The 24169-nt window shown below is 45.9% G+C and carries 20 protein-coding genes; 3 read left to right on the forward strand and 17 right to left on the reverse strand.

Annotation, left to right across the window (positions count from 1 at the left end):
* Positions 1-6 precede the first annotated feature (6 nt).
* From astA to L3V32_RS21255, 4 genes are all read right to left on the reverse strand, one after another.
* Positions 7-1026, reverse strand: a complete 1020-nt coding sequence (astA, locus tag L3V32_RS21240; RefSeq protein WP_085344615.1) for an arginine N-succinyltransferase — start codon at positions 1024-1026, stop codon at positions 7-9.
* A 109-nt stretch (positions 1027-1135) separates the two neighbouring features.
* The gene (locus L3V32_RS21245; RefSeq protein WP_005397689.1) at positions 1136-2347 is read right to left on the reverse strand and encodes an aspartate aminotransferase family protein; all 1212 of its coding nucleotides are present in this window, start codon (positions 2345-2347) and stop codon (positions 1136-1138) included.
* Between the two features lie 361 nt (positions 2348-2708).
* The gene (locus L3V32_RS21250; RefSeq protein ID WP_005397690.1) at positions 2709-3296 is read right to left on the reverse strand and encodes an aminodeoxychorismate/anthranilate synthase component II; all 588 of its coding nucleotides are present in this window, start codon (positions 3294-3296) and stop codon (positions 2709-2711) included.
* Positions 3297-3471: 175 nt separating this feature from the next.
* Positions 3472-6426 (reverse strand): ExeM/NucH family extracellular endonuclease, encoded by a 2955-nt coding sequence (locus L3V32_RS21255; RefSeq protein ID WP_237285148.1) that lies wholly within the window; start codon positions 6424-6426, stop codon positions 3472-3474.
* A gap of 546 nt (positions 6427-6972) precedes the next feature.
* Here L3V32_RS21255 and L3V32_RS21260 point away from each other — a divergent pair.
* Positions 6973-7347, forward strand: a complete 375-nt coding sequence (locus L3V32_RS21260) for a hypothetical protein (RefSeq protein WP_005395366.1) — start codon at positions 6973-6975, stop codon at positions 7345-7347.
* 55 nt (positions 7348-7402) lie between these two features.
* Here the strand turns inward: L3V32_RS21260 and trpS are convergent, their stop codons facing one another.
* From trpS to nsrR, 5 genes are all read right to left on the reverse strand, one after another.
* On the reverse strand, positions 7403-8419 hold the full coding sequence (trpS, locus tag L3V32_RS21265) for a tryptophan--tRNA ligase (RefSeq protein WP_053807770.1): 1017 nt from the start codon (positions 8417-8419) through the stop codon (positions 7403-7405).
* A 115-nt stretch (positions 8420-8534) separates the two neighbouring features.
* Positions 8535-9221, reverse strand: a complete 687-nt coding sequence (locus L3V32_RS21270) for a phosphoglycolate phosphatase (protein ID WP_005395368.1) — start codon at positions 9219-9221, stop codon at positions 8535-8537.
* Between the two features lie 99 nt (positions 9222-9320).
* Positions 9321-10067: a 23S rRNA (guanosine(2251)-2'-O)-methyltransferase RlmB gene (gene rlmB, locus L3V32_RS21275; protein WP_005395369.1), complete on the reverse strand. Its 747-nt coding sequence runs from the start codon at positions 10065-10067 to the stop codon at positions 9321-9323.
* 70 nt (positions 10068-10137) lie between these two features.
* Positions 10138-12642: a ribonuclease R gene (rnr, locus tag L3V32_RS21280; RefSeq protein ID WP_046874538.1), complete on the reverse strand. Its 2505-nt coding sequence runs from the start codon at positions 12640-12642 to the stop codon at positions 10138-10140.
* Positions 12643-12757: 115 nt separating this feature from the next.
* On the reverse strand, positions 12758-13183 hold the full coding sequence (gene nsrR, locus L3V32_RS21285) for a nitric oxide-sensing transcriptional repressor NsrR (protein WP_005387939.1): 426 nt from the start codon (positions 13181-13183) through the stop codon (positions 12758-12760).
* A 157-nt stretch (positions 13184-13340) separates the two neighbouring features.
* Here nsrR and hmpA point away from each other — a divergent pair, with 157 nt between their 5' ends.
* A complete protein-coding gene (gene hmpA / locus L3V32_RS21290) occupies positions 13341-14525 on the forward strand; it encodes an NO-inducible flavohemoprotein (RefSeq protein ID WP_237285149.1) in 1185 nt (394 codons plus the stop codon).
* A gap of 83 nt (positions 14526-14608) precedes the next feature.
* Here hmpA and L3V32_RS21295 read toward each other — a convergent pair whose 3' ends face one another.
* The gene (locus tag L3V32_RS21295; RefSeq protein ID WP_005387944.1) at positions 14609-15244 is read right to left on the reverse strand and encodes a tetratricopeptide repeat protein; all 636 of its coding nucleotides are present in this window, start codon (positions 15242-15244) and stop codon (positions 14609-14611) included.
* Positions 15245-15462: 218 nt separating this feature from the next.
* Complete coding sequence (locus L3V32_RS21300) at positions 15463-16779, reverse strand: adenylosuccinate synthase (RefSeq protein ID WP_005395372.1); 1317 nt, start codon at positions 16777-16779, stop codon at positions 15463-15465.
* Between the two features lie 172 nt (positions 16780-16951).
* Between L3V32_RS21300 and L3V32_RS21305 the strand changes: the two genes are divergently transcribed.
* A complete protein-coding gene (locus tag L3V32_RS21305) occupies positions 16952-17137 on the forward strand; it encodes a DUF2065 domain-containing protein (protein ID WP_005381383.1) in 186 nt (61 codons plus the stop codon).
* Positions 17138-17199: 62 nt separating this feature from the next.
* On the opposite strand, the gene hflC is transcribed toward L3V32_RS21305, so the two are convergent.
* The 6 genes from hflC to mutL all read right to left on the reverse strand — a co-directional run bounded on the left by hflC (position 17200) and on the right by mutL (position 24160).
* The gene (gene hflC, locus L3V32_RS21310) at positions 17200-18180 is read right to left on the reverse strand and encodes a protease modulator HflC (protein WP_005395373.1); all 981 of its coding nucleotides are present in this window, start codon (positions 18178-18180) and stop codon (positions 17200-17202) included.
* Positions 18181-18182: 2 nt separating this feature from the next.
* A complete protein-coding gene (gene hflK / locus L3V32_RS21315; RefSeq protein ID WP_005395374.1) occupies positions 18183-19388 on the reverse strand; it encodes an FtsH protease activity modulator HflK in 1206 nt (401 codons plus the stop codon).
* Between the two features lie 45 nt (positions 19389-19433).
* Positions 19434-20723 carry a ribosome rescue GTPase HflX gene (gene hflX, locus L3V32_RS21320; RefSeq protein ID WP_005381380.1) on the reverse strand — a complete coding sequence of 430 codons (1290 nt, stop codon included), beginning with the start codon at positions 20721-20723 and terminating at the stop codon, positions 19434-19436.
* Between the two features lie 38 nt (positions 20724-20761).
* Positions 20762-21025: an RNA chaperone Hfq gene (gene hfq, locus L3V32_RS21325; protein WP_005381379.1), complete on the reverse strand. Its 264-nt coding sequence runs from the start codon at positions 21023-21025 to the stop codon at positions 20762-20764.
* Positions 21026-21218: 193 nt separating this feature from the next.
* Positions 21219-22151, reverse strand: a complete 933-nt coding sequence (gene miaA / locus L3V32_RS21330; RefSeq protein WP_005395375.1) for a tRNA (adenosine(37)-N6)-dimethylallyltransferase MiaA — start codon at positions 22149-22151, stop codon at positions 21219-21221.
* A complete protein-coding gene (gene mutL, locus L3V32_RS21335; protein ID WP_237285150.1) occupies positions 22148-24160 on the reverse strand; it encodes a DNA mismatch repair endonuclease MutL in 2013 nt (670 codons plus the stop codon). The genes miaA and mutL overlap by 4 nt, the downstream gene beginning before the upstream one ends.
* Between the last annotated feature and the right edge of the window lie 9 nt (positions 24161-24169).

The raw sequence follows: 24169 nt of genomic DNA on the forward strand, positions 1-24169 counted from the left end.
CGTCTGTTACTGCGGAAGAAGGCGAACAAAATCCCCTTCCTCAACCAAAAGTGCATCCGCAACGTCTGGTGCGATCATGACGCTTTGTGTTTCAGGGTCATACGCCGCTTTAGTGACTGCTGCGCGGAAGTTTTCGAACGATGAGTTGCACATCAAGAAGTCTTGCGTACTGCTATGTTGTGCAATTTTCACTTGCGCACGGAACGAGTGACGTACCGATTCAATATTGCGTAAGTCACATTCAACGGTTGGACCCGCATCGAAAATATCCACGTAGCCACGGTTAGTGAAGCCTTCACGCTCAAGCAGCTTTAATGCTGGGCGAGTATTGTCATGCACTTGACCAATCACGGCTTGCGCTTCTGGACTCAACAGGTTGATGTAAATAGGCAGCTTCGGCATTAAGTCAGCAATAAAGCCTTTCTTGCCGATACCTGTCAGGTAATCCGCAAGCGTGAAATCGATGGAGAAGAAATGCTCTTGTAACCATTGCCAGAACGGCGAGTTGCCTTCGTCGTCTGAAACACCACGCATCTCCGCAAAGATCGTTTCAGAGAAACGCTCTGGGTGCTCAGCCATCATGAGGAAACGACACTTCGACATGAGACGACCATTCAGACCTTGGCGGAATTTCTCACGCAAGAACAAGGTACAAATTTCGCTGTTACCCGTGTAGTTATTACCAAAAGTAAGCAGTTTGACGACATTATTGACGCCAAGCTTTGGTGACGAGTGCACCACTTTACTAATGTGATACGAGTAAAATGGGACATCCCAGCCGATAGATGCTTCGATTCCGGTGGTACCCGCAACCTCACCCGTTTCAGAGTCAAAGCCGACCATCAGGTAGCCTTCATCACCTGGTTCTGCCACATCTGGCTTACCAAAGCTGTACTCTGAGTGTTTGATTCGATTGGTTAACAGTTCTTCGTTAACCGGTAGAGATGTAAATCCGTGACCAGACTCCACCGCACAAGTGTGCAGCGCGTCATAATCCGACATCGCGATAGGGCGAACTACTAGCATCAATACTCCCTCCAGATGCAAGAAGATCCTAACTATATTGTAGGAACAATTCCCCCATCAGAGATCCTTGACGGGGGTGTCTGCGTTGACGTTGAAACTGATATCGCGCTTAAACTAAAGTCGCGATCGCTTTATCCAGTTTCGCCAAGCCTTCTTCAATTTCTTGTTGTGTGATAACGAGTGATGGTGTGAAACGTACGACATTGGCACCCGCAACCAATACCATGAGACCTTGTTTTCCTGCAGCGACAAGAACATCACGCGCACGGCCTTGCCATTCTTCATTTAGTGCAGCGCCAAGCAAGAGACCTTGACCACGAACTTCTGAGAAGATGTTGTACTTAGCATTGATCTTCTCTAGACCTTCGCGGAACATCGCTTCGCGTTCTAGCACACCAGCCAACACTTCAGGCTTAGTAACTTCGTTCACAACTGCTTCTGCTACAGCACACGCGAGTGGGTTACCGCCGTATGTTGAACCGTGCGTACCGACTTTCATGTGCTCTGCTAATTTTGCAGTAGTAAGCATTGCACCGATTGGGAAACCGCCACCGAGTGATTTCGCGGTGCTTAGAATATCAGGTGTAATACCTAAACCTTGGTAAGCGTAGAAGTTACCTGTACGACCATTACCGGTTTGCACTTCATCGAAGATCAGTAGCGCGTTGTGTTTGTCACACAGCTCACGCACTGCTTGAGCGAACTCAGGCGTTGGTGGCACGATGCCGCCTTCACCTTGTAGTGGCTCCATCATCACCGCACATGTGCGATCAGACATGTGTGCCTGTAGTGCTTCGATATCATTGTAAGGTAAGTGGGTAACGTCACCAGGCTTAGGACCAAAACCGTCAGAGTAAGCCGCTTGACCACCAACCGTTACGGTAAAGAACGTACGACCGTGGAAACCTTGTTTGAATGCGATGATTTCTGATTTCTCAGCACCATGTACGTCAGCAGCGTAACGACGTGCCAGCTTAAGTGCCGCTTCGTTCGCTTCTGCGCCAGAGTTAGCAAAGAATACGCGCTCAGCAAAGCTCACTTCTGTTAGCTTTTTCGCCAGACGAAGTGCTGGTTCGTTCGTCATCACGTTACTTAAGTGCCAAAGCTTGTTAGCTTGCTCTGTTAATGCGTTTACCATTACTGGATGACAATGGCCAAGACAGCTCACTGCAATACCACCAGCAAAGTCGATATATTCATTACCTTCCTGATCCCAAACACGTGAACCTTCACCTTTAACAGGGATCATTTCCATCGGGTTATAGCAAGGTACCATTACCTCATCGAATAAACCGCGCTCTACTTTAATTTCCGTTGTCATTGCACATTCCTTCTTGATACCGCATGCGTAGCAGATAAGCGAATTTAACCGGCTCTCTTTGCCAGCAAATAATGTTTTGCATTTAAGCTATTGCGGCATTGTATTTACATTTAATTAACCATTTCAATAGTGATTTATTCTTTTCGTTCTCCAAAGCAACTGCCATTAATCACTGCTTATGACTATTTATGCATCAAGAAAGTAAAATAGAGAAGCGATTTTTTATAAATGTTATGTAATACAGGGGATAGAAGGTTTAAAAAGACATGAATAGACAAAGAGGCCAGAATGAACCGCATAGTTTTGCAATCCACTCACCTCGGCAAAAAGATGAATGATTTGTTAAGAAAAGTGATCGCGATCAGATCGCTTTACGTGCTAAAAAGTTCGCGAGCAACTCGTGACCTTGCTCTGTTTTGATCGATTCTGGGTGAAACTGCACTGCGTCAATTGGCAGAGTTTTATGTTGGTAACCCATGATTTCGTCCATACTTCCATCCGGCAGCTCAGTCCATGCGGTCAGTTCAAACACATCGGGTAACGTACCGTTTTTCACCACGAGAGAGTGATAACGGGTTACGGTGAGTGGGTTATTCAGGTTTTTAAACACACTGCGACCATTGTGACGAATAGGTGACGTTTTCCCATGCATCACTTGTCGGGCGCGCACGACTTCCCCACCAAACACTTGCGCTATCGCTTGATGACCAAGGCAAACACCCAATATTGGAAGCTTACCAGCGAAGTATTCTATAGCTTGTAGAGAGATACCTGCCTCGTTTGGCGTACACGGTCCAGGTGAGATTACCAAGTGAGTTGGGTTCAACGCTTCAATCCCTTGAATGTCAATTTCATCGTTACGCACGACTTTTACACTAGCGCCAAGCTCGCAAAAGTATTGGTAGAGGTTGTAAGTGAAAGAATCGTAGTTATCGATGATCAACAACATAGAGTGTCAGCTGCTCCAATCCGTTTAGGCAAGACTTAAGAGATGATTGTCTGGTTTGCGACAATTAAGGGCGGTATTTTGCAACACCAAACTAGAAAGGCAAGTCTTTGTGCAATAAAAAGGCCAGCATCGGCTGGCCTTTGGTCTTTACAGCTGTATTTTAGGAGATAAAGGCTTAGTTGCGGCGACGTAGTAAGCCAAGTCCAAGCATCGCGAGTAGCGCGCCAAAACCAAACGAACCACCATCTGAGTCCTTCGAACCTTCTGCACCCGTTTCAGTTTGCGTCATTGAGACATCACGAACAGAGCTAAACTTAACGACGTTGCCTGTCGAGTCTGTCACTTTCTCTTCTAACTGGTAATTACCTTGTTCTGGCGCTTGTTCAAACTCAATATTCACGCTGCGTGCGTCAATGTCAGTTTGAGTCAAGGTTTGGCTAGCCGAGTAAACTTTTGCATCACTGCTTGTCGCGGCCGCTTGTGTGGATGCTGTTAAGTTCACTGTCACAATATCGCCCGCAACCGCAGTTGGTGGTAGACGTACATCAATAGCTAAGTTTTCACCCGCTTTCGGTAAATCGATATCATCATCTGGCAAATCAATAGCAATAATCACTGGATCATGATCAGACGCTGAGAACGCATCTTTGTACTTCGGCATGTCACCCGTGTATTTGCTGCTGTATTCAAACAAGTTACTTTCTAGGGAGTTGATGTGCCAATCTTCAATCGCCACCACCTTTTGCGCTAAACTGCTGCTTGCCAATGCATGGTCCAAATTCCCCAACTCGCCTGAATAGGTGTACGAGAACGTATCAGTGCCATGCAGCAAAGTGTTTAAATTGTGTAGGCCATAGCCTTTTTCAATCTTGGTTTTCTCTACTTGAAGCTCACCGCCACCAATGGTTGTGTAAGCGGCAGTGTAGATATCACGGCCGTATTTCTCTTTTGAGTAATCAGTGAGGGTCAGTAACGGATCTTCTTTGCCGTAAGCGTTCAAATCGCCCATGACGAGCACATCGCCATCAATATCTTTCAGCGCTTCACCAACGACTTTCGCAGCAGAAACACGGAAGTTGTTGCAGTTACCTTGCAGATCCGCGGGTTCTGAGTCTTCTACACCAGCAATCCACTCTTCAATACATTCAGAACCTTTCGATTTAAAGTGGTTCACGACCACTGAAAGATCTTCGCCAGTCTCTTTCACTGTAAAGGTCTGTAATAAGCTATGGCGTTGATATTTGTCGTATGCAGGGTTACTTTCTGTGCCCTCTTTACGAGTAATGGTGTTCTCAGCAATGTGTTGCTCTGGCGTCACAATGACTTTTGCTGCTTCTTTTGGTGTTACTGCGTTAGCACGATATAAGATCGCAACCATGATCGCATCACTGCCAAAGTATTCCTCTTGGTATTTGTCTTGCTCTTCGATTTCGACATACGTGTAATGATCTTCCACGTCATCAATCTCAGCGTTTAAAGCATCAACCAAGTTTTGGATAGCACTGCCATCACCAAAGCCGTTGTTTTCCACTTCCATCAAGCCAATGATGTCCGCGTCCATCTTATTCATCGCTGAAACGATTTTCGCTTGCTGGATCAAGAACTCATCAAGGTTTGTCGCGCCACGATTTTGCCCGGTTGGGTTGTCGTGCCCGCTGTCAGCAACCGAAGTGAAGTAGTTAAGAACGTTGAAGCTCGCTACTCGTAAATCAGAATCGGCTATGGCTGGCGCCGCTTTACGCGCAACGTCAAAGTCATCACCTGACGTGACAAAGTTGCTGCTATCGACTTCATTGGTCGCAATTAGGCGGTACTCGTTGTAGCTGTAATTCACTACACCTTGCAGGCCTTCGACGCGAGAGCCTAGGCGAATGTGCTGCTCTGAAGAGCCATTTTGATCTAGGTCTTGTGCAAACGTTGGGAAATATGGGATTTGACCATTTGGCGCTTTGCTATCCGATTCCAAGTAAATACGGTTGGCCGCATTCTCTTTGGCAAGGGTAACCGCAGCGTCACTCTCTGCTGCATGCAATTGAGTCGGCTTAAACAACGGTGCTTCATGAGATAGCATCATGTTGTTGCGTCGAGAGTCATAATCGTAAGAAAAGTTACGAGTAACGAAAAGTTCGCTAGCCGAGCTGAGCTCAACTTGCATACCTTCATGACGCTCTAGTGCATCACGTAGTGTTTCTCCTTCCTTAATCGTTAACGGAGTAACCAAAGAGGCGTTTGATGTGCCTGTTTTTACATAACTGTTTGCATCAGAAGAAAGCTGAGTGTTGCTGTAGTACTCTTGTACTTTCCCTTTCACACAAACAACATCACCAGCTTTCAGCTCTGTATCGGCAACATCGGTGTGAATAAACAAACCTTCAGATGTCTTGTCGTTGCCATCATTCTCAAGTGCTTGCAGGTAGAAGCCTTTAGTTAAGCCTGTTGTTACAGCACTGACCACACCAGTTACGAAGTGATCTTCGGTCGTGATGTAAGGGTAGCCATCAATAAATGGAGAAGAAGCGCCTTCACCTTGAATCTCTTGGATGGTGGTAAAGGCTGGTTCTTGTCCATCTACTTCACAAGCAAATGGCGCAGGTGGCTCAGTTGTATTTAATTCCCCTAAACCATCAATATTATCTTTAGGTAAGGCTGTCCACTGAGTGGATTGGTAGGTAGTTGAAGGTTTAAGCGCATCACTGTTACGAACTAACGTGGTGTCTTTAGCGAAATCCACGTCCCCCATCACACCTAATATATCGTGCACTTCCCCATCTTTAAGAAGTGCCAACGGATCGTCGCCGTTAAAGTTCGCTACATTTTTATCAGTGTAATCCGCAACCGCCTTTATTGCTTCGCTCGCATCGCCATGAGCAAGCACATACACTTGCTTCGCTTGTAACGTTACGTCACTAAGATCAAGAGTGCTGCCCCACGAGCCGCCACCATTCGAAGATTTTGCTAATTCATAGCCTGTGAGTGTCACCGCCGTATCACCTGTATTAGCGATCTCGACCGCTTTATTATAAGCGCCGCCTTCCACATACTGGGAAATAATAATCTCTGCGTTCGCGTTTGCGCTAAGTGCACTGGCGATGGTTAGTGCGAGTATTGAGGGTTTGATTAACGTGTCCATTGTCATACCTGATATTTATGTAAATGCAAACTTAGCTCTGATCAGAGCCTACCATTTGCGTCTACTATCAGGTTTATTTATGAAATAAATAAGAATGAGCAATTAAAGCCGTGAAATGAATCACATGTGAATGTAAGAAAATATGCCAGAACATCCCATTCAAACATTTTTTGTAATAAATACAGGACGCTATTGATAAACAAATCAAAATTTAGATTAATTACTCAGTTTATTTTTTCACTTCATGTTAAGGAGTAGAAAATACATCGCTCGTGAAGTGGCTTATTAACCAAGCTCACTTTGTTATAAATGAAAATATAATTAATCACTAATTTAGAAAGCTGTGATTTTCATTTTTATAGCCATGTCTAAACTTAAGTCACCTATTATTCGCTTGGCTTTTTCTTACACATGACCCTTATACTTCAAAATTTTCATCATTTGCTCAATAACTTCTCCTTATTCACTAGCCAAATTCATACACAAAAGATATAACATCTGCGCGAGACATTAAGATCTCATTAGCAGTAAACCCAGGAACGATAAATGAAAAAAATTCAACGCAGTGTGCTAGCTCTCTTCTTACTTGGCTTGATAACGGGATGTCAATTGACCGCCAGTGAGCCACTTCAACCTACCGCGAATCAAAACATCATCGAATCAGCCAAAAATGAGCTGGATGGAATTGAAGAGTTAGAGGTCAGTGACGAGGGTGTTATTACTTTTACCCAGCGTCTAAGAACACCAGGAACCTACTGGATCCCAGCAAGAATTAAAGAACTTAGCTACGATATATCATGCGTGCAGCTCAGTTACTTCATTGATAGAGGCATGGTGGTGAAGTCCGCCTTTTTAGGTGCTCGAGGACGTGTTGAATATTACGATATGGAACGTTGCATGAAAGACACGCCATTCCAGTAAAAAGTATAAAAAAAGCTCCACCAACGTGGAGCTTTTTGTAATCTATTCTTAGCGACTATGGGCGAGCGACAAAGCCTACCGCTTTGTATGCTTTCTTCAGCGTTTCAGCAGCGCGAGCCGATGCTTTTTCTGCACCTTGCTGCATTACCTCATCCATGTAAGCACGATCAGCGCGAATACGATGGTATTCTGCTTGAATTGGCTCCAGCATTGCTACAACCGCCTCGCCAACATCTTTCTTAAATGGACCATACATTTCTACGCCTTTGTACTTGGCTTCGATCTCTTCAAAGCTCATGCCTGTCGCCGCAGAGTAAAGTCCCATTAGGTTCGCGATACCCGCTTTGTTCTCGATATCATGGCGAATGCTTGGTGGGGTTTCGGTGTCTGTTTGCGCCTTGTTGATCTTCTTGATGATCGACTTTGGCTCTTCAAGCAGAGTAATCACGTTCTTACGGTTATCATCTGACTTCGACATTTTCTTCGTCGCGTCTTGAAGACTCATCACACGTGCATTGACTGTTGGAATGTACGGCTCAGGAACGGTAAAAATCGGACTCTCTGGTGAGTAGATGTTGTTAAAACGCGTTGCGATATCACGTGCTAACTCAAGATGCTGTTTCTGGTCGCTACCAACTGGCACTTGGTGTGCGCCGTAAAGCAAAATATCTGCTGCCATCAACACAGGGTAATCAAACAGCCCCACGTTTACGTCATTTGCGTAACGTGCCGATTTGTCTTTAAACTGAGTCATACGGCTCAGCTCACCCATTTGCGTGTAACAGTTAAGAAGCCAACCAAGTTGAGCATGCTCTGGTACGTGTGACTGAACAAATAGCGTGCTCTTCTTCGGATCAACACCAACTGCCAGACAAATTGCCAGTGCGTCTAATGTCGCTTCATGCAGCGCTTTAGGATCCTGACGAACCGTAATCGCATGAAGGTCTACTACACAGTATTGGCAATCATAATCGTCTTGCATCTGCTGCCATTGACGTAGAGCACCCAAGTAGTTACCGATACTTAGTTCACCTGACGGTTGAACACCACTCAATACAATGGGTTTGCTCATTAGAATGATTCCTTTGACTTCTTAATCTAATTAAAATGAAAAACCGTGCGGCTTTTAGCGCACGGTTTACTCAGTGTACTCATTAACAAGTATTTTGGAAGATCTTTTGTTGCCGTTATGCAGAAACAGCGACGACTTCCAGTAATTCCGCGAGGCGGTTCGCCACTACGTCAGGGTTCGAAGCTGAAATGGGCTCGCCATGGTTATAACCGTAAGTTAAACCAAATGAAGCACAACCCGCATTTTTCGCCGCCAAGATATCGTTTTTCGAATCACCAACCATCAGCATCTCTGCTGGTTTTACCTGGTGCTTTTCCATTAGCCAGTTCAGCGCCACCGGGTTTGGTTTTTTCTCTGGAAACGCGTCACCACCTAATACGTCTACGAAGTACTTGGCGATGTCATGCTGCTCTAGAATTTCTGGTACGAATTTCGAGGGCTTGTTCGTCACAATCGCCATCGTAAAACCAGCTTGGTGTAGCTCTTCAAGCGTCTCTTTTACTGTTGGGTAAAGGTGACTTAGCTTATGGCCGCTTTGCTTGTAGTATTCATCAAACAGCTCACGCGCTTTAGCACGCAGCTCATCACTCAAATCACTGCTGATGGTCATGCTTTGGCTTAATGCACGTCCAATCAATATATCAGCACCATTACCAACGTAATCACGCACCTGCTCTTCTGATACAGAAGGATAGCCTAACGCCTGAACTGCTTGATCGGCCGCTACGGCAAGATCTGGCACGCTATCAAGCAGTGTTCCATCCAGATCAAAAGCAATCAATTTAATATCTTGTTGGGTCATAAATTCCCTAGCTAAAATAACACAGGATGGTTCCCCATCCTGTGTGCTTAATCTTGATGTCACTCAGTGTCACACTCAGCGACGCTTAGTGTGCTCGCCTTATTTTTGGGCAGCCAAACGCTGACGAACCGCTTCAAACAAACAGATACCAGAAGCCACTGATACGTTCAAGCTTGATACACTGCCCGCCATAGGGATCTTAATTAAATCATCGCAGGTTTCGCGAGTAAGACGACGCATACCATCACCTTCAGCACCCATCACGATAGCAAGAGGACCAGTAAGCTTAGCTTGATAAATGTCGTGCGTAGCTTCACCAGCCGTACCCACAAACCAAATCCCTTTTTCCTGTAGCGTACGCATTGTACGTGCAAGGTTGGTTACACGAATCAAAGGCACAACCTCTGCAGCGCCACATGCTACTTTACTTACCGTGGCATTCATTGGTGCCGAGCGATCTTTCGGTACAATGATCGCCGCAGCGCCTGCTGCGTCTGCGTTACGCAAACACGCACCAAGGTTGTGCGGGTCCGTCACACCATCCAGCACTAACAGTAGCGGTGATTCATGCTGCGCTAAGATGTCATCAATGTCGTTCTCGTTCAGCTGTTTTGCTGGTTTTACGCGAGCAATGATGCCTTGGTGATTTGCACCACGCGCTTTATCATCCAGAGTTTTACGCGTCATTTGTTGAATAGAGACACCACAAACCTGAAGATCATTTAGGATTGGCATTAGGCGATCATCTTGACGACCTTTTAAAACGTATGCCTCGATAAAACGCTCTGGTTCGCGCTCCAATACCGCTTTCACTGCGTGAATGCCGTAGATAAATTCGTTACTCATTGTTTAACCTGTTGTTCGGGTCGTATTGCCTGCGCCAGCCGAGTTTGAACTGAGCTGGCGCTTCAGCCTACTACGCTTCTTTTTTAGTGCGCTTGGTTTTCTTCGGCTTACTGTGTGGCTTTTTTTTACGTGCTTTTTTCACTTTAGGCTTCTTTTTACCTTCGGCGTCATCACGTTTGGGGCCATTGCGCTTACTCACTGCGCCCGTTTCTTCTGGACGCTTAGTTGGCTCTATCGCAGGAACTGCGCGAGGCGCGCCACCTTCTTTCGATGAAGAGCGAGTCGCAGCGCGTTTTTTATCTTTCGCTTTGCGTTTTGCTTCCGCTGCGCGTTTCTTCGCAGTCTTACCTTCACCGCGTAGCTTACGACTTGTTTCGACCAATTCAAAGTCAATTTGCTTATCATCGAGGTTAACAGCCAGTACTTTTACTTTTACTGCATCACCTAAGCGATAGATGTTACCGAAACTTTCACCAATAAGTCGTTGACCAATCGGGTCAAATTGATAGTAGTCGTTCGCAAGGGTAGAAATATGCACCAAACCATCGATGTGCAAATCCGTTAAACGTACAAAGAAGCCAAAGCTAGTGACATTAGCAATCACGCCGTCTAGTTCGTCACCGACGTGATCTTGCATGTATTCACACTTCAACCAATCCGCAACATCACGTGTTGCATCGTCCGCACGGCGCTCTGTCATCGAACATTGTTCACCGTAAAAGTCCATATCATCGAACGAGTAATGGTAGCCACCCGTTGGTGTCCAGCGATCTTGATTACGACCTTCTTCTTTCGCAATCAGATACTTGATTGCACGGTGAAGTAACAGGTCAGGGTAACGACGAATTGGCGACGTAAAGTGCGCATAGCGTTTCAGTGCCAATCCAAAGTGCCCCGCGTTATCTGCGTTGTATACCGCTTGCTTCATTGAGCGCAGCAGCATGGTTTGAATCAACTCTTGATCTTGACGCCCAGAGATTTGACGTGCGAGATCAGCATAGTCCGTTGGTGAAGGCTCTAAACCACCTTTTAGCTCAAGACCAAGTTCACTTAAGAAGTCTCGGAAACCTTGCAGGCGTAATTCACCTGGAGATTCGTGGATACGATAGAGCGCAGGCTCTTTCGCTTTTTCTACCAGCGATGCCGAAGCAATGTTGGCTAAAATCATACATTCTTCGATGATCTTGTGCGCGTCATTACGAATCACTGGCTCAATGCTTTCGATTTTACGTTCCGCATTGAAGATAAATTTGGTTTCAACGGTTTCAAATTCGATTGCACCGCGTTGATCTCGTGCTTCTTTCAGCACTTTGTACATCTTATGCAGCTCTTCTAGATGAGAAACAAGCGGCTGGTAGCGCTCACGTAGTTCTTCATCCCCTTCTAGAATCGCGCTCACTTTGCTATATGTGAGACGAGCGTGCGAGTTCATCACCGCCTCGTAGTGCTTGTAGCCCGATAGTTTACCCGTCTCTGAGATGGTCATTTCGCACACCATACACAAGCGATCAACTTGTGGGTTAAGTGAACACAAACCATTTGATAGCACTTCCGGTAGCATTGGCACTACTTGCGATGGGAAGTACACCGAGTTACCACGGTTGATGGCTTCTTTATCCAGCGCAGAGTCAGGGCGAACGTAGTAACTGACGTCAGCAATCGCTACCCATAAACGCCAACCACCTTCTTTGTTCTTCTCACAGTAAACAGCATCATCAAAGTCTCGTGCGTCTTCGCCGTCAATGGTCACAAGTGGTAACTCACGTAGATCCACACGACCAACTTTGGCTTCTTCTGGTACTTCTTCGCCTAAGTTTTCGATTTGTTTATCGACGGCCTCTGGCCACTCGTGAGGAATTTGGTGTGTACGAATCGCAATTTGCGTTTCCATACCTGGTGCCATATTTTCACCAAGTACTTCAACCACTTTACCCATCATGCCACGTGAGCGTGAGCCACGATCAGTAATTTCAATCACGACCACGTTACCCATGCGTGCACCCGCTTTGTGCTCATTTGGGATCAGAATATCTTGGCTGATACGCGAGTCATCAGGGACAACATAGGAATAACCATATTCGAGGAAGAAACGACCGACGATTTGATCATTACGCTCCTCTAACACTCGAACCAAGCGCCCTTCACGGCGACCGCGCTTGCTGTTGTCTGTAGGTTGCACTAAAACAAAGTCACCGTGGATGATGTTCTTCATTTGATGGTGCGGTAACAGAATATCATCATCCTTGCCGACGCTGCCTTCTGGACGCACCCAACCGTGGCCATCACGATGACCAATCACGTAACCTTTCACCATTTCAAGTTTTTCAGGCAATGCGTAGCACTGACGGCGGGTAAACACCAGTTGACCATCTCGTTCCATCGCACGTAGCCGACGACGCAACCCTTCGTATTGCTCTTCGCCCTCAAGCTTTAGTGCCTCAAACAAGTCGTTGCGATTCATTGGAACGCCCGCTTGCTCTAGAAACTCGATGATAAACTCTCGGCTTGGAATTGGATTTTCGTAATTTTTGGATTCACGATCTGCAAAAGGATCGTTTGGAATATTGTCTGACATAGGCACGCCTATCTAGCAAGGAAGGTATATGGCTAGTATATCTGAGTCTCTCGATAAGCTACAGAATTGCTTTGAAAAAAGAATGATCGAGATCGACTCTAGACGTGCAAATGAGTTAAGGACGAGCCAGTAAGATCAACAACTCAGAATTGTCGCTCAGCAAGGATTCGATCGTGCAATCATCCAGCTCCGCCAAGAAGGCACTTTTTGCTTTTGCCAATTTATCTTTGAGGCGACAGGCAGGGGTAATATGGCAAAAATCTACGCCGCAATTGACCAAATCTAACGGCTCTAAATCTCGCACGACACCACCTACTGTGATTTCAGAAGCAGGTTTCATCAGTCGAATACCACCGTTTTTTCCACGCACGGTGTGGACATAACCTAGTTGCCCTAAACGGTTGATAACTTTGACCATATGGTTACGTGACACACCAAATAAATCCGTCACTTCAGTGATATTAGTTAACTCATCTTCCGGCAACGAAGCCAAGAAAATTAAGGTTCTCAACGCATAATCAGTAAAGCTCGTTAACTGCATATTCTCTCCCAAAGTGCGACTCAATAACTCGCTGGTGACACTAAAACGCCAAACTTGAGCTATCGATAAAAGTGTAAATCTTTTCTTGATCGAAAGATACATTTGAGATACAACTTTAAACATGCATTATAAATACAACTTAAAGTAGGAAGCCCATATGCTCAGCAATCAAACCATCGAGATCGTCAAAGCGACCGCACCACTTATCGCCGAAACGGGACCAAAACTGACCGCGCACTTTTACGAACGTATGTTTACTCATAACCCAGAGTTGAAAGATATTTTTAATATGAGTAACCAGCGTAACGGCGATCAGCGTGAAGCGCTATTCAACGCCATCTGCGCCTATGCTGCCAATATTGAAAATTTGCCAGCTCTACTTGGCGCAGTAGAAAAAATTGCGCATAAACACACGAGCTTTTTGATCACAGAAGATCAGTACCAAATCGTTGGTAAACATCTACTTGCGACGATTGATGAGTTATTTAATCCAGGTCAAGAAGTGTTGGATGCTTGGGCTGAGGCTTACGGCGTACTTGCGAATGTATTTATTCAGCGCGAAGAACAAATTTACCAACAAAATGAAGCTTTGGAAGGCGGTTGGCGCGGTCTACGCGAATTTGAATTAGTCGATAAACAAATCGAGAGCGAACACATTTGCAGCTTTGTGTTTAAGCCAACCGATGACCAAAAAGTGGCACCGTATAAACCGGGACAATATCTTGGCATCTATATCAACAGTGACCAGTTAGAAAACCAAGAAATTCGCCAATATAGCCTATCTTCTGCGGTTCAAGAGAACACTTACCGTATCTCGGTAAAACGTGAAGAAGGCGGAAAAGTATCGAACTACCTGCACGACAGCCTGAACATTGGCGAAAAAGTGCAGCTTGCGGCCCCTGCCGGTGATTTCTTTATGGATGCCGAACCACAAACACCCGTTGTTCTAATTTCTGCTGGTGTGGGACTGACGCCAACGCTGTCAATGCTAGAAAGTCTCTCAGCACATCAAGCACCTGTAACTTGGGTTCATGCAACCGAAAATGGCCAACAGCATGCTTTCAAGCAACACGTAAACCAACTCGTTGCAGAAAAAGAAAATATGAACGCGTTCGTTTGGTATAACCAACCAACGGCAGAAGACAAGCTAGGTGAAGACTTCCACTTCACGGGCTTTGTCAATCTGTATGAAATTGAAGCCGCATTAAAGCAAGATAACGTGCAGGTGTACTTCTGTGGCCCTGTCGGGTTCATGCAGCACGTAGCGAAACAACTATTAGAACTTGGCGTACCACAAGAGCAATTCCATTACGAATGCTTCGGTCCACACAAAGTCGTTTAATCGCTCAAGATTACTCTTCGGGAAACAACAAAGCCCACATTATGTGGGCTTTGTTGTATGAAGTTGTTTGCCTTGATAGGACGTTACCAAAAGGTGTCTCGCCTTTTAGCTCGAGCAATAACGTTTTGTGGCATGCGCTGCTCAAGGCCATTTCTCAATACAGTGATACGCTTATGCTGCCGCTTATCTGCTGTGACAGAGTTATATAACCAACGATACGCATCTTCGTAATCAAGTGGGCTGCCGTAATCACGCAGGAGCAATTCGGCTAAATGAATACGCGCATTTAGGTTTCCCATTGAGGCGGCTTCTCGCAAGTAAGGAATCGCTCGCTCTTTATCTTGCTGCACTAAAGTACCACGCGAATAGTATCGACCAATCTGCTCTAGCGCGGCAGGTAATCCCTGATGTGCTGCATTTTCGATGTAGTAAAGGCCTAGTTCGACATCTTGCTCGACACACACACCCCACGCCAACATGTCGCCGTACAGAAATTCATAAGCGGGCAAGTTAATTCGAGTCGCACGAGCAACGATATCCTCCACCAGCTGGCAGTTATCAGCGCGCACACGTTGTAAGTGCTTATTTTGCTCAATAAGCTTTATCAGCTCTGCTTCGGTGTAGATAGGAACTGGCGCCCCCACATCAGCAACATTGGCTTTCGCTGTGGTAGCTACCAAGGTCAATAACAGTGAAGCAGCCACTGTTCGTAACTTCATAAACGTACTCTTTAAGGTATCTAAGAAACCAAAGATCGATGAAGGATCTCCTCTGCTTGATAACCTTATCGGCAAAAACCAGCTAAGCTTTAGACAATTTTTGCCTCTGACTTAGACTCAGCGGCAAAAATTTGCCATATGAGAATCACTGCCGTTTTTGTTCAGATACAAAAAAGCCGACCAGAAGGTCGGCTTTTGCAATCTTTAACGACTATCAATTAAGCTTCGAATGGATGAACCTTGATGATAGTTTCGTTACGGTCAGGACCTGTTGAAATGATATCTACAGGCACACCTGTTAGCTCTTCAATACGCTTGATGTAGTTAAGAGCCGCTTGTGGTAGATCTTCTAGCGCTTTAGCACCGAATGTGTTCTCAGACCAACCAGGCATTGTTTCGTAGATTGGCGTTGCTTTTTCGAATGCTTCAGCAGCCATCGGAGAAACTTCTAGCACAGAGCCATCTTCCATCTTGTAACCAGTACAGATTTTTAGCTCTTCTAGACCATCTAGTACGTCTAGTTTAGTTAGACAGAAACCAGATACAGAGTTGATTTGGATTGCACGACGCATAGCAACAGCATCGAACCAACCAGTACGACGTAGACGACCAGTTGTCGCACCGAACTCGTGGCCAACTTCACCTAAGTGCTTACCAATTGGATCTTGCTTATCTAGACCGTCGTATAGTTCAGTCGGGAATGGACCTGCACCAACGCGAGTACAGTACGCTTTCGCGATACCCAAGATGTAACCGATATGACGAGGACCAAAACCAGAACCTGCTGCAACACCACCAGCTGTCGTGTTAGAAGACGTTACGTATGGGTAAGTACCGTGGTCGATATCAAGTAGCGTACCTTGTGCACCTTCGAACATGATCTTATCGCCGCGCTTACGTGCTGCGTCTAGTTCGTCAGTTACGTCGATAACCATTGAAGTAAGTAGCTCTGCGTAGCCTTTTGCTTCTTCAAGCACAGCTTCGTAGCTTACTGGTTCCGCTTTGTAGAAGTTAACGAGTTGGAAGTTATGGAACTCCATGACTTCTTTTAGCTTCTCAGCGAACGATTCCATATCGAATAGGTCGCCAACGCGTAGACCGCGACGAGCAACTTTATCTTCGTATGCTGGACCGATACCACGACCTGTTGTACCGATAGCTTTTTTACCGCGAGCGATTTCGCGAGCTTGGTCCATTGCAACGTGGTAAGGAAGAATTAGCGGACACGCTTCAGAAATGAAAAGACGCTCGCGTACTGGAATACCGCGCTCTTCAAGAGGTTTCATTTCTTTAAGTAGAGCTTCAGGTGATAGTACAACACCGTTACCGATAACACATTTTACGTTATCGCGAAGGATACCTGATGGAATTAAGTGAAGAACGGTTTTTTCACCGTCAATTACGAGAGTATGACCTGCGTTGTGACCGCCTTGGTAGCGTACCACGTATTTTGCATCTTCAGTTAAAAGGTCTACGATTTTACCTTTACCTTCGTCACCCCATTGGGTGCCTAGAACGACTACGTTATTTCCCATCTTTCCAAGTCTGATTGCTAGTTAAAAATGGATTCTAGCACCGAATCACGCTTCTTGCAGTCATTTTTTGTTCACAGAGTTGCTACCAGAATGTCATCTTGCTGCTTTGCTCATTTTGAAATCAGCATATCACTGATAGTATTTAGTTTTCTTTATTCGACTGGAAAGCGGTATGTCTGAATCCATATGGTTGGCGATTGGGCTCGTCCTGATCGTGGAAGGCATTGGACCACTCATTGCTCCAAACGGTTGGCGGAATATGGTGGCTCAATTAAGTGAACAGCCCAACAATCAGCTACGACGCATCGGTGGCTGCCTAGTAGTTGCTGGAGCCGTAATCGCCATAATGATGAGCTAGCACTTAGCATCAGATACAAAAAAGGCTCCCTAAGGAGCCTTTTGTTTCATTTGACGCTGAGATTATTTCTCCATGCCGCCCTTCGACTGGTTCATGTATTGGAAGAACTCACTCTTCGGATCAAGTACCAGGATATCGCTCTTAGAGCTGAAGGACTTCTCATACGCACGTAGCGAGCGTAGGAAACTAAAGAACTCAGGGTCTTTGTTGTATGCTTCAGCATAAATCTTCGCTGCTTCTGCATCCGCTTCACCTCGAGTTACACGAGCAGTCTTATCAGCTTCAGCTAGAATGGTTGCCACTTCTAGCTCAGCTTGAGCACGAATAACTTCCGCTTTCTCACGACCTTGAGAGCGGTGCTTACGAGCTACAGACTCACGCTCTGCACGCATACGACGGTAGATAGACTCACTGATTTCATCAGGCAGGTTGATTTTCTTCATGCGGAAATCAACAACACGAACACCCAAGTCTTTCATCGCGCTTTCACGCGTGTCTTTCAATACTTCAGACATAATTAGGTCACGTTCACCATCAATCTCAAGCGCTTCACGTGCCGCTTCAGTTGCGACAACATCTGCACTTGCATCTTCTGGTAGTACATCATCGTTACGTGGACCAGATACAATCTGTTTGATTTCACGAGCACCGATTTCAGAACGAAGCACATCTGTTACTTTACGCTCAAGTAGTGCCTCCGCCGTTAGCGAATTACCACCGCCTGTCGCTAGGTAGTAACGACCAAAGTCTTCAATACGCCACTTCACGTAGGTATCAATAATAACGTCTTTTTTCTCAGACGTTACGAAACGGTCTGCACGGCCATCCATCGTTTGGATACGTGCATCAAGTTGTTTCACACGGTCAAACAGAGGCATCTTGAAATGCAAACCAGGCTCGTAAATTCGAGTGATGTCGTTGTTGTCTTTAAGAACACGACCAAATCGAACCACGATACCGCGCTCACCTTCAGGAATCACAAACAAAGACATCAACATTAATGCCAGTGCGATTACCAATACAGGGATCATTAACTTACGCATTCTTAGTATCTCCCTTGACGTGAACCTGTTGAACGAGACTGCGTGTTCGAAGTGTCTTCTTGTGTACGCTCAGACTCCAGTTGAATTTGATCGTAGGTTGAAGATGACTTCGATTTACGTTTGGTGTCTGCCTGACCTTCTTGGCCCGCCAACTTATCGATTGGAAGGTACAGAAGATTGCCGCTTGATTCAGAGTCAATCAACACTTTCGAAGTGCTTGAGTACACTTCTTCCATTGCGTCAATGTACAGACGATCACGCGTTACACCTGGTGCCGCTTGGTATTCTGGTAGTAGTTTTTCGAACTGTGCTACCTGACCAAGAGCCTCGTTAGTGACACGTTCATTGTAACCTTGCGCTTCTTTCTTCAAACGTTCAGCACGACCCGTTGCCTTCGGCAAAATTTCGTTCTTGTATGCTTCAGCTTCACGGATGAAACGCTCTTCATCCTCACGTGCAGCGATTGCATCATCAAACGCATCTTTCACTTGCTCTGGTGGACGCGCAGACTGGAAGTTTACGTCAACAAGTACCAGCCCCATATCATAGCTATCAATGATTTGGTTCAGTGTTTCTTGCGTAGTTTGACGAATTTGCTGACGACCACTAGTTAGAATGCTATCCATCAATGAGTCACCAATTACTGCACGTAGTGCAGAATCCGTTGCTTGACGCAAGCTGTCGTCTGCATTGGTTACACGGTACAAGTATTTGTATGGGTCAGTCACTCGGTACTGAACATCCATCGCTACTGTTACGACGTTTTCGTCTTTAGTTAGCATTAGACCAGATGCACGTAGTGAACGAATCGCTTGTACGTTTACCGCTTCGTATTCATCAATAAAGCGAGGGCGCCAGTTAAGGCCTGGGTCTACGATACGATCGTATTTACCTAAACGCAGCACAACACCACGCTCTGCTTCACCGATGGTGTAAAAACCAGCGAAGAACCAAACTGCAACAGCAATAAGAGCAATCACGCCAAAGCCAATTGCACTACCACCACCGCCGCCGATTGGAGAACCACCGCCGCCTTTTTTACCAAACTTGCCACCCAGTTTTTGACTCAGTTTATTGAACACTTCATCTAAATCTGGCGGACCTTGATCTCGGCCACCAGGACGCTGGCCACCACGATTATTATTACCCCAAGGGTCATTATCGCGGCCATTGTTGCCGTTGTTATTTCCAGGCTCATTCCACGCCATTAGAAAGCTCCATCATTTGATATGACGTTATACTGTAGCAGTCCTTTAAGTGACTATAAAGCCAGTCAAAACTGCCCCTTCTCTTTTTTCAAGTCTAGACCAATCTACTTGCTGCATTCGAATATCGATCAACAAGTTACCATCCTGGTCATATTCCTCACGTTGAATACACTTCATTTGGAAGAAGGTACTACGGAATCGTCCTTGATACTGTGGAGGAATTCGCAACTGATGCTCGACCATTTGTGACGCCAGACGTTCCGTCAGTGCCTCAAACAGGACATCAATGCCCAACCCATCCATTGCTGAAACCCAAACTGCGCGAGGTACGCCTTCCTCGTCTCGTTCTATACGTGGTTTCTGCGAATCTAGATTGTCGATTTTGTTCATGACAACCAGAGTCGGCACTTCATGTGCATCGATCTCTTCTAGTACTTCATGAACAGCTTGAATATTCTCACGAAAACGCTCATCACTGGCATCAACAACATGTAACAAAATGTCAGCTTCTTGCGTTTCCTGCAAGGTTGCCTTGAAGGCCGCAACCAAGTCGTGTGGCAAATGTCGAATAAAACCAACCGTGTCAGCCAATATGGCAGGCCCAACATCTGCTAACTCTATCTTACGTAAAGTCGGGTCCAAAGTAGCAAATAGTTGATCAGCGGCATACACGCCAGCTTCTGTAATACGGTTGAAGAGTGTCGACTTACCCGCGTTGGTGTAACCCACGAGTGAAACCGTTGGGATTTCAGCTCGATTTCGGGCGCGGCGCCCTTGTTCACGCTGCTTCGCTACTTTGTCTAAGCGTCGCAGGATGGCTTTGATTCTGTCACGCAATAAGCGACGGTCGGTTTCCAGCTGGGTTTCACCCGGGCCACGTAAACCGATCCCCCCTTTCTGCCTTTCAAGGTGCGTCCAACCACGAATCAAACGAGTAGAGATATGACGAAGTTGAGCCAGCTCTACCTGTAGCTTACCTTCGTGTGTTCGAGCTCGTTGAGCAAAGATATCGAGAATAAGACCAGTGCGGTCGAGAACTCGACATTGGCACAGTGCTTCGAGGTTACGTTCTTGGGCAGGAGAGAGGGCGTGATTAAAAATCACAATTTCGGCACCTGTCGACTGTACCGCAGTAGCAATCTCTTGGGCCTTACCCTCTCCGACATAGTATTTCGGGTGTGGGGATTGACGACTACCAGTTACCACTTGTAGCGCCTCTACCCCAGCAGAAGAAACCAGCATTTCGAACTCAGCCAGATCTTCCCATTCACCTTCTTGCGTGAAGTTGATATGAACAAGTACGGCTCGCTCACCGGATTCATAACGGTCAAACAAGCAATCAACTCCTTATTTTAAAAATACTCGATGAAGAATTAATCTTCTGATTTCTCTTGTGGACGCTCACCTTGTGGACGTTCACCGCTGTGATGGCTCACTGGACGAGCCGGCACAACTGTTGAGATCGCGTGCTTGTACACCATTTGGTTAACAGTATTCTTCAGCAGGATCACAAATTGATCGAACGATTCGATCTGACCTTGTAGTTTAATACCATTCACAAGGTAGATAGATACCGGGATACGCTCACGACGTAGCGCGTTTAGAAATGGGTCTTGTAGAGATTGCCCCTTAGCCATTTTATTTTCCTTATTTAATTTGTAGTTGTAATTATTTAGCTAGTGGTGCAATGCAAAAGATACTGCTTTTGCATCTGAGCTAAACGAATCAAAAATGCACTCTAAGTAATTAGCAGCATAGTATAAAAACCGCCAACAACAGATCCTTTGAGAGTGCGTTCACGCAAAAACGATCACATTATACACAGCTATGTCAATCAGATGCTATTGCTTCCGACATCGTTTCTAATGCCTGTTCAATGTTCTCGCTATCCAACCAAGTTAAGTCATCCCAGCTGCGTAACCAGGTGATTTGACGCTTGGCCAATTGACGAGTCGCGCATACGCCACGAAATACTGCTTCGTCACGTGTACACTCTCCATCTAAATACTCCCACATCTGTCGATAACCGACGCATCGTATGGAAGGAAGATCGGGGTGAAGATCTTTTCGCGAATGTAGCGCTTTCATTTCTTCTTCAAAGCCCGCTTCCATCATCTTTTCGAAACGAAGTTCAATTCGACGGTGAAGTTCTGCCCTATCCTTGGGAGCTATTGCAAATTGCTTGACTCGGTATGGCAGGCTTTCACCTTTCGTTTGAGTCAATTCAGTCAAAGTTTTACCTGAAATACGAAAAACTTCCAATGCCCGAGATAAACGTTGGGGATCATTGGGATGGATTCTCGCTGCTGACACAGGATCAACCTCTTTGAGTTCATCGTGCAACACTGACCAACCTTTAGTCAATGCTTCTTGTTCAATTTGCTGACGAATTTCAGGATTTGCAGCAGGAAGTGGGGATAAACCTTCAAGTAGCGCCTTATAATACAGCATTGTCCCACCCACTAAGAGTGGAATTTTTCCTTCTGCAACAATATCATCCATCGCTTTCAATGCATCACGACGAAAGTCGGCTACAGAGTAAGACTCGCTCGGATCCAAAATATCAATCAAGCGATGAGGCGCTAAACTTAACTCTTTTTCATCCGGTTTCGCCGTACCGATATCCATCCCTTTATAGATCAAAGCAGAATCAACACTGATGATCTCAACCGGGAACTTTTGACGAAGACGAATCGCCAACTCAGTTTTTCCTGATGCAGTTGGCCCCATTAAAAATAGCGCCAAAGGTAGTTTATCTGTCATGGTTTTAATTTGGCTATCGTGGCAGAGAAATCAACAGCGGATACAAATTTTGTATCTTCTAATGGCAATTGACCATCTCTTAGCTGTTCAAGTTCCGCAATAATTTGAATTGCTTCAGAAAAAGTATAATGACTCTTCACTGTCGTGACCTGCAATGCGAGCCAATCTATCAACTCAGACAGCATCTGAGCCGTTGCTATACCTTCCTTCACACAAGATTGCGCGTAAGATAACAGATCTGGTACTAGATTTTGTAAGTTTTGTTGACGTAGCGGCGCGGGAACGCCCATCACCATTAAGGCTTGCTCATTTCTCGCTTTCAATTGAATGCCAAGTAACGCCAAATCTTGTTGATAACCTTGAGCCAGCTTCACTAACTCGGCCTCTAACTTAATAGATAGAGGAACGAGTAAAGGCTGTGCTTTAAGCGCGCCATCGCTTGGAGTGAGCTGCCCTTTTACACGATAAAATTCCGCTCTAGGTAACGAGACTAACGCCGCCCCACTGTCACTGCTCATCAAAACAAATTGCTCATCGACCATCACTAGCGCTTTGCCTAATGCATTAATCGATGGAAGTGATGCATGCGAAGTTGCCTTTTGGGGCACTATCGGCGTTACGGATTGAGACTCAAACTCTGGCGTTTTCAACAACTCGTGATAAGCGCGCACTTCTTGCTTGCTTGGTGCTGGCTCAACATGGCGCTCTTTACTGTGATTCGGCTTTGGTGCGGATTTGGATTCCACCCAATCATTACGTTTGAATGACTCCACTACGCGCGCCTCTCGCACGGAGGTTTCACTAGGACCGCTATTACGAGGCTTCACTTCATAATCATTGCGTCCAGGATAAGCCGGTGTACTCTCTATCGCTTGATAAACCCGCTCTGGTACTGGTGAAGGTGTCGGCCTTTGCACTTTTTCAGGCTCAGGCGAATGCTCAACCTCTTCGGACTCAGTCGGTTCCACACGATGAAATGCGGATTCATTAACCTGTGGTTTATCAATCACGGCGCTTTGCGCAAGTGCATCCGCCAAAGCTTGATAGATGAAATCATGCACTAAGCGAGCTTGGTGAAAGCGCACTTCATGCTTAGCGGGGTGGACATTCACATCTACCTGGTGCGGGTCTAACTCAATAAAGAGCACATAGGCAGCGAACTGATCTGGCTTTAAGCTCATTTCATAGCTTTGACGAATCGCGTGATTGATTAATTTGTCACGCATCATTCGGCCATTCACATAGCAATACTGTAAATCGCTTTGCTGCCTTGCTCCTTCTGGTGTGGTAATCCAACCATGTAGCTTTAACCCTTGATGCTCAAGCTCGATTCTAAGCATATGCCGCACAAACGCATTACCGCAGACAGCTGCAATACGTTTTTCGGTTTGAAGCTGATTTTTCGCCGCGCGATATTGACGGATGATCTTGCCGTTATGACGCACATTGATGGTGACATCAAAGCGACTTAACGCAATGCGTTTCAATAACTCATCAATATGAGCAAATTCGGTTTTCTCCGTACGCAGAAATTTGCGACGCGCTGGAGTATTAAAAAATAAGTCCAACACCTCAACAGTCGTACCAATCGGGTGCGCTGCTGGCTTAAGCTTCACCTGCATATCACGCCCTTCGGAGTAGGCACTCCAGGCTTCTTCTTGTGCCGCAGGACGCGATGTGAGCGTCAAACGCGAGACTGAGCTAATACTGGCTAACGCTTCACCGCGAAAACCTAGACTCATGATGGCTTCGAGATCATCCAAGGTATGTATCTTAGATGTAGCATGACGACTGAGCGCTAAGCCGAGTTCATCTTTCGCGATACCTTTGCCGTTATCACGAACACGAATCAGCTTTGCGCCTCCTTTCTCGATATCGATATCGATTCGAGTTGCGCCAGAATCAAGACTATTTTCAACCAGTTCTTTAATCACAGAAGCAGGTCTTTCGACCACTTCCCCTGCGGCGATTTGGTTTGCAAGTCTAGCTGGCAAAATTTTAATCGTCATAATGAGTTA

The organism is Vibrio sp. J2-4 (genome assembly GCF_021728155.1).
Taxonomy (GTDB): domain Bacteria; phylum Pseudomonadota; class Gammaproteobacteria; order Enterobacterales; family Vibrionaceae; genus Vibrio; species Vibrio diabolicus.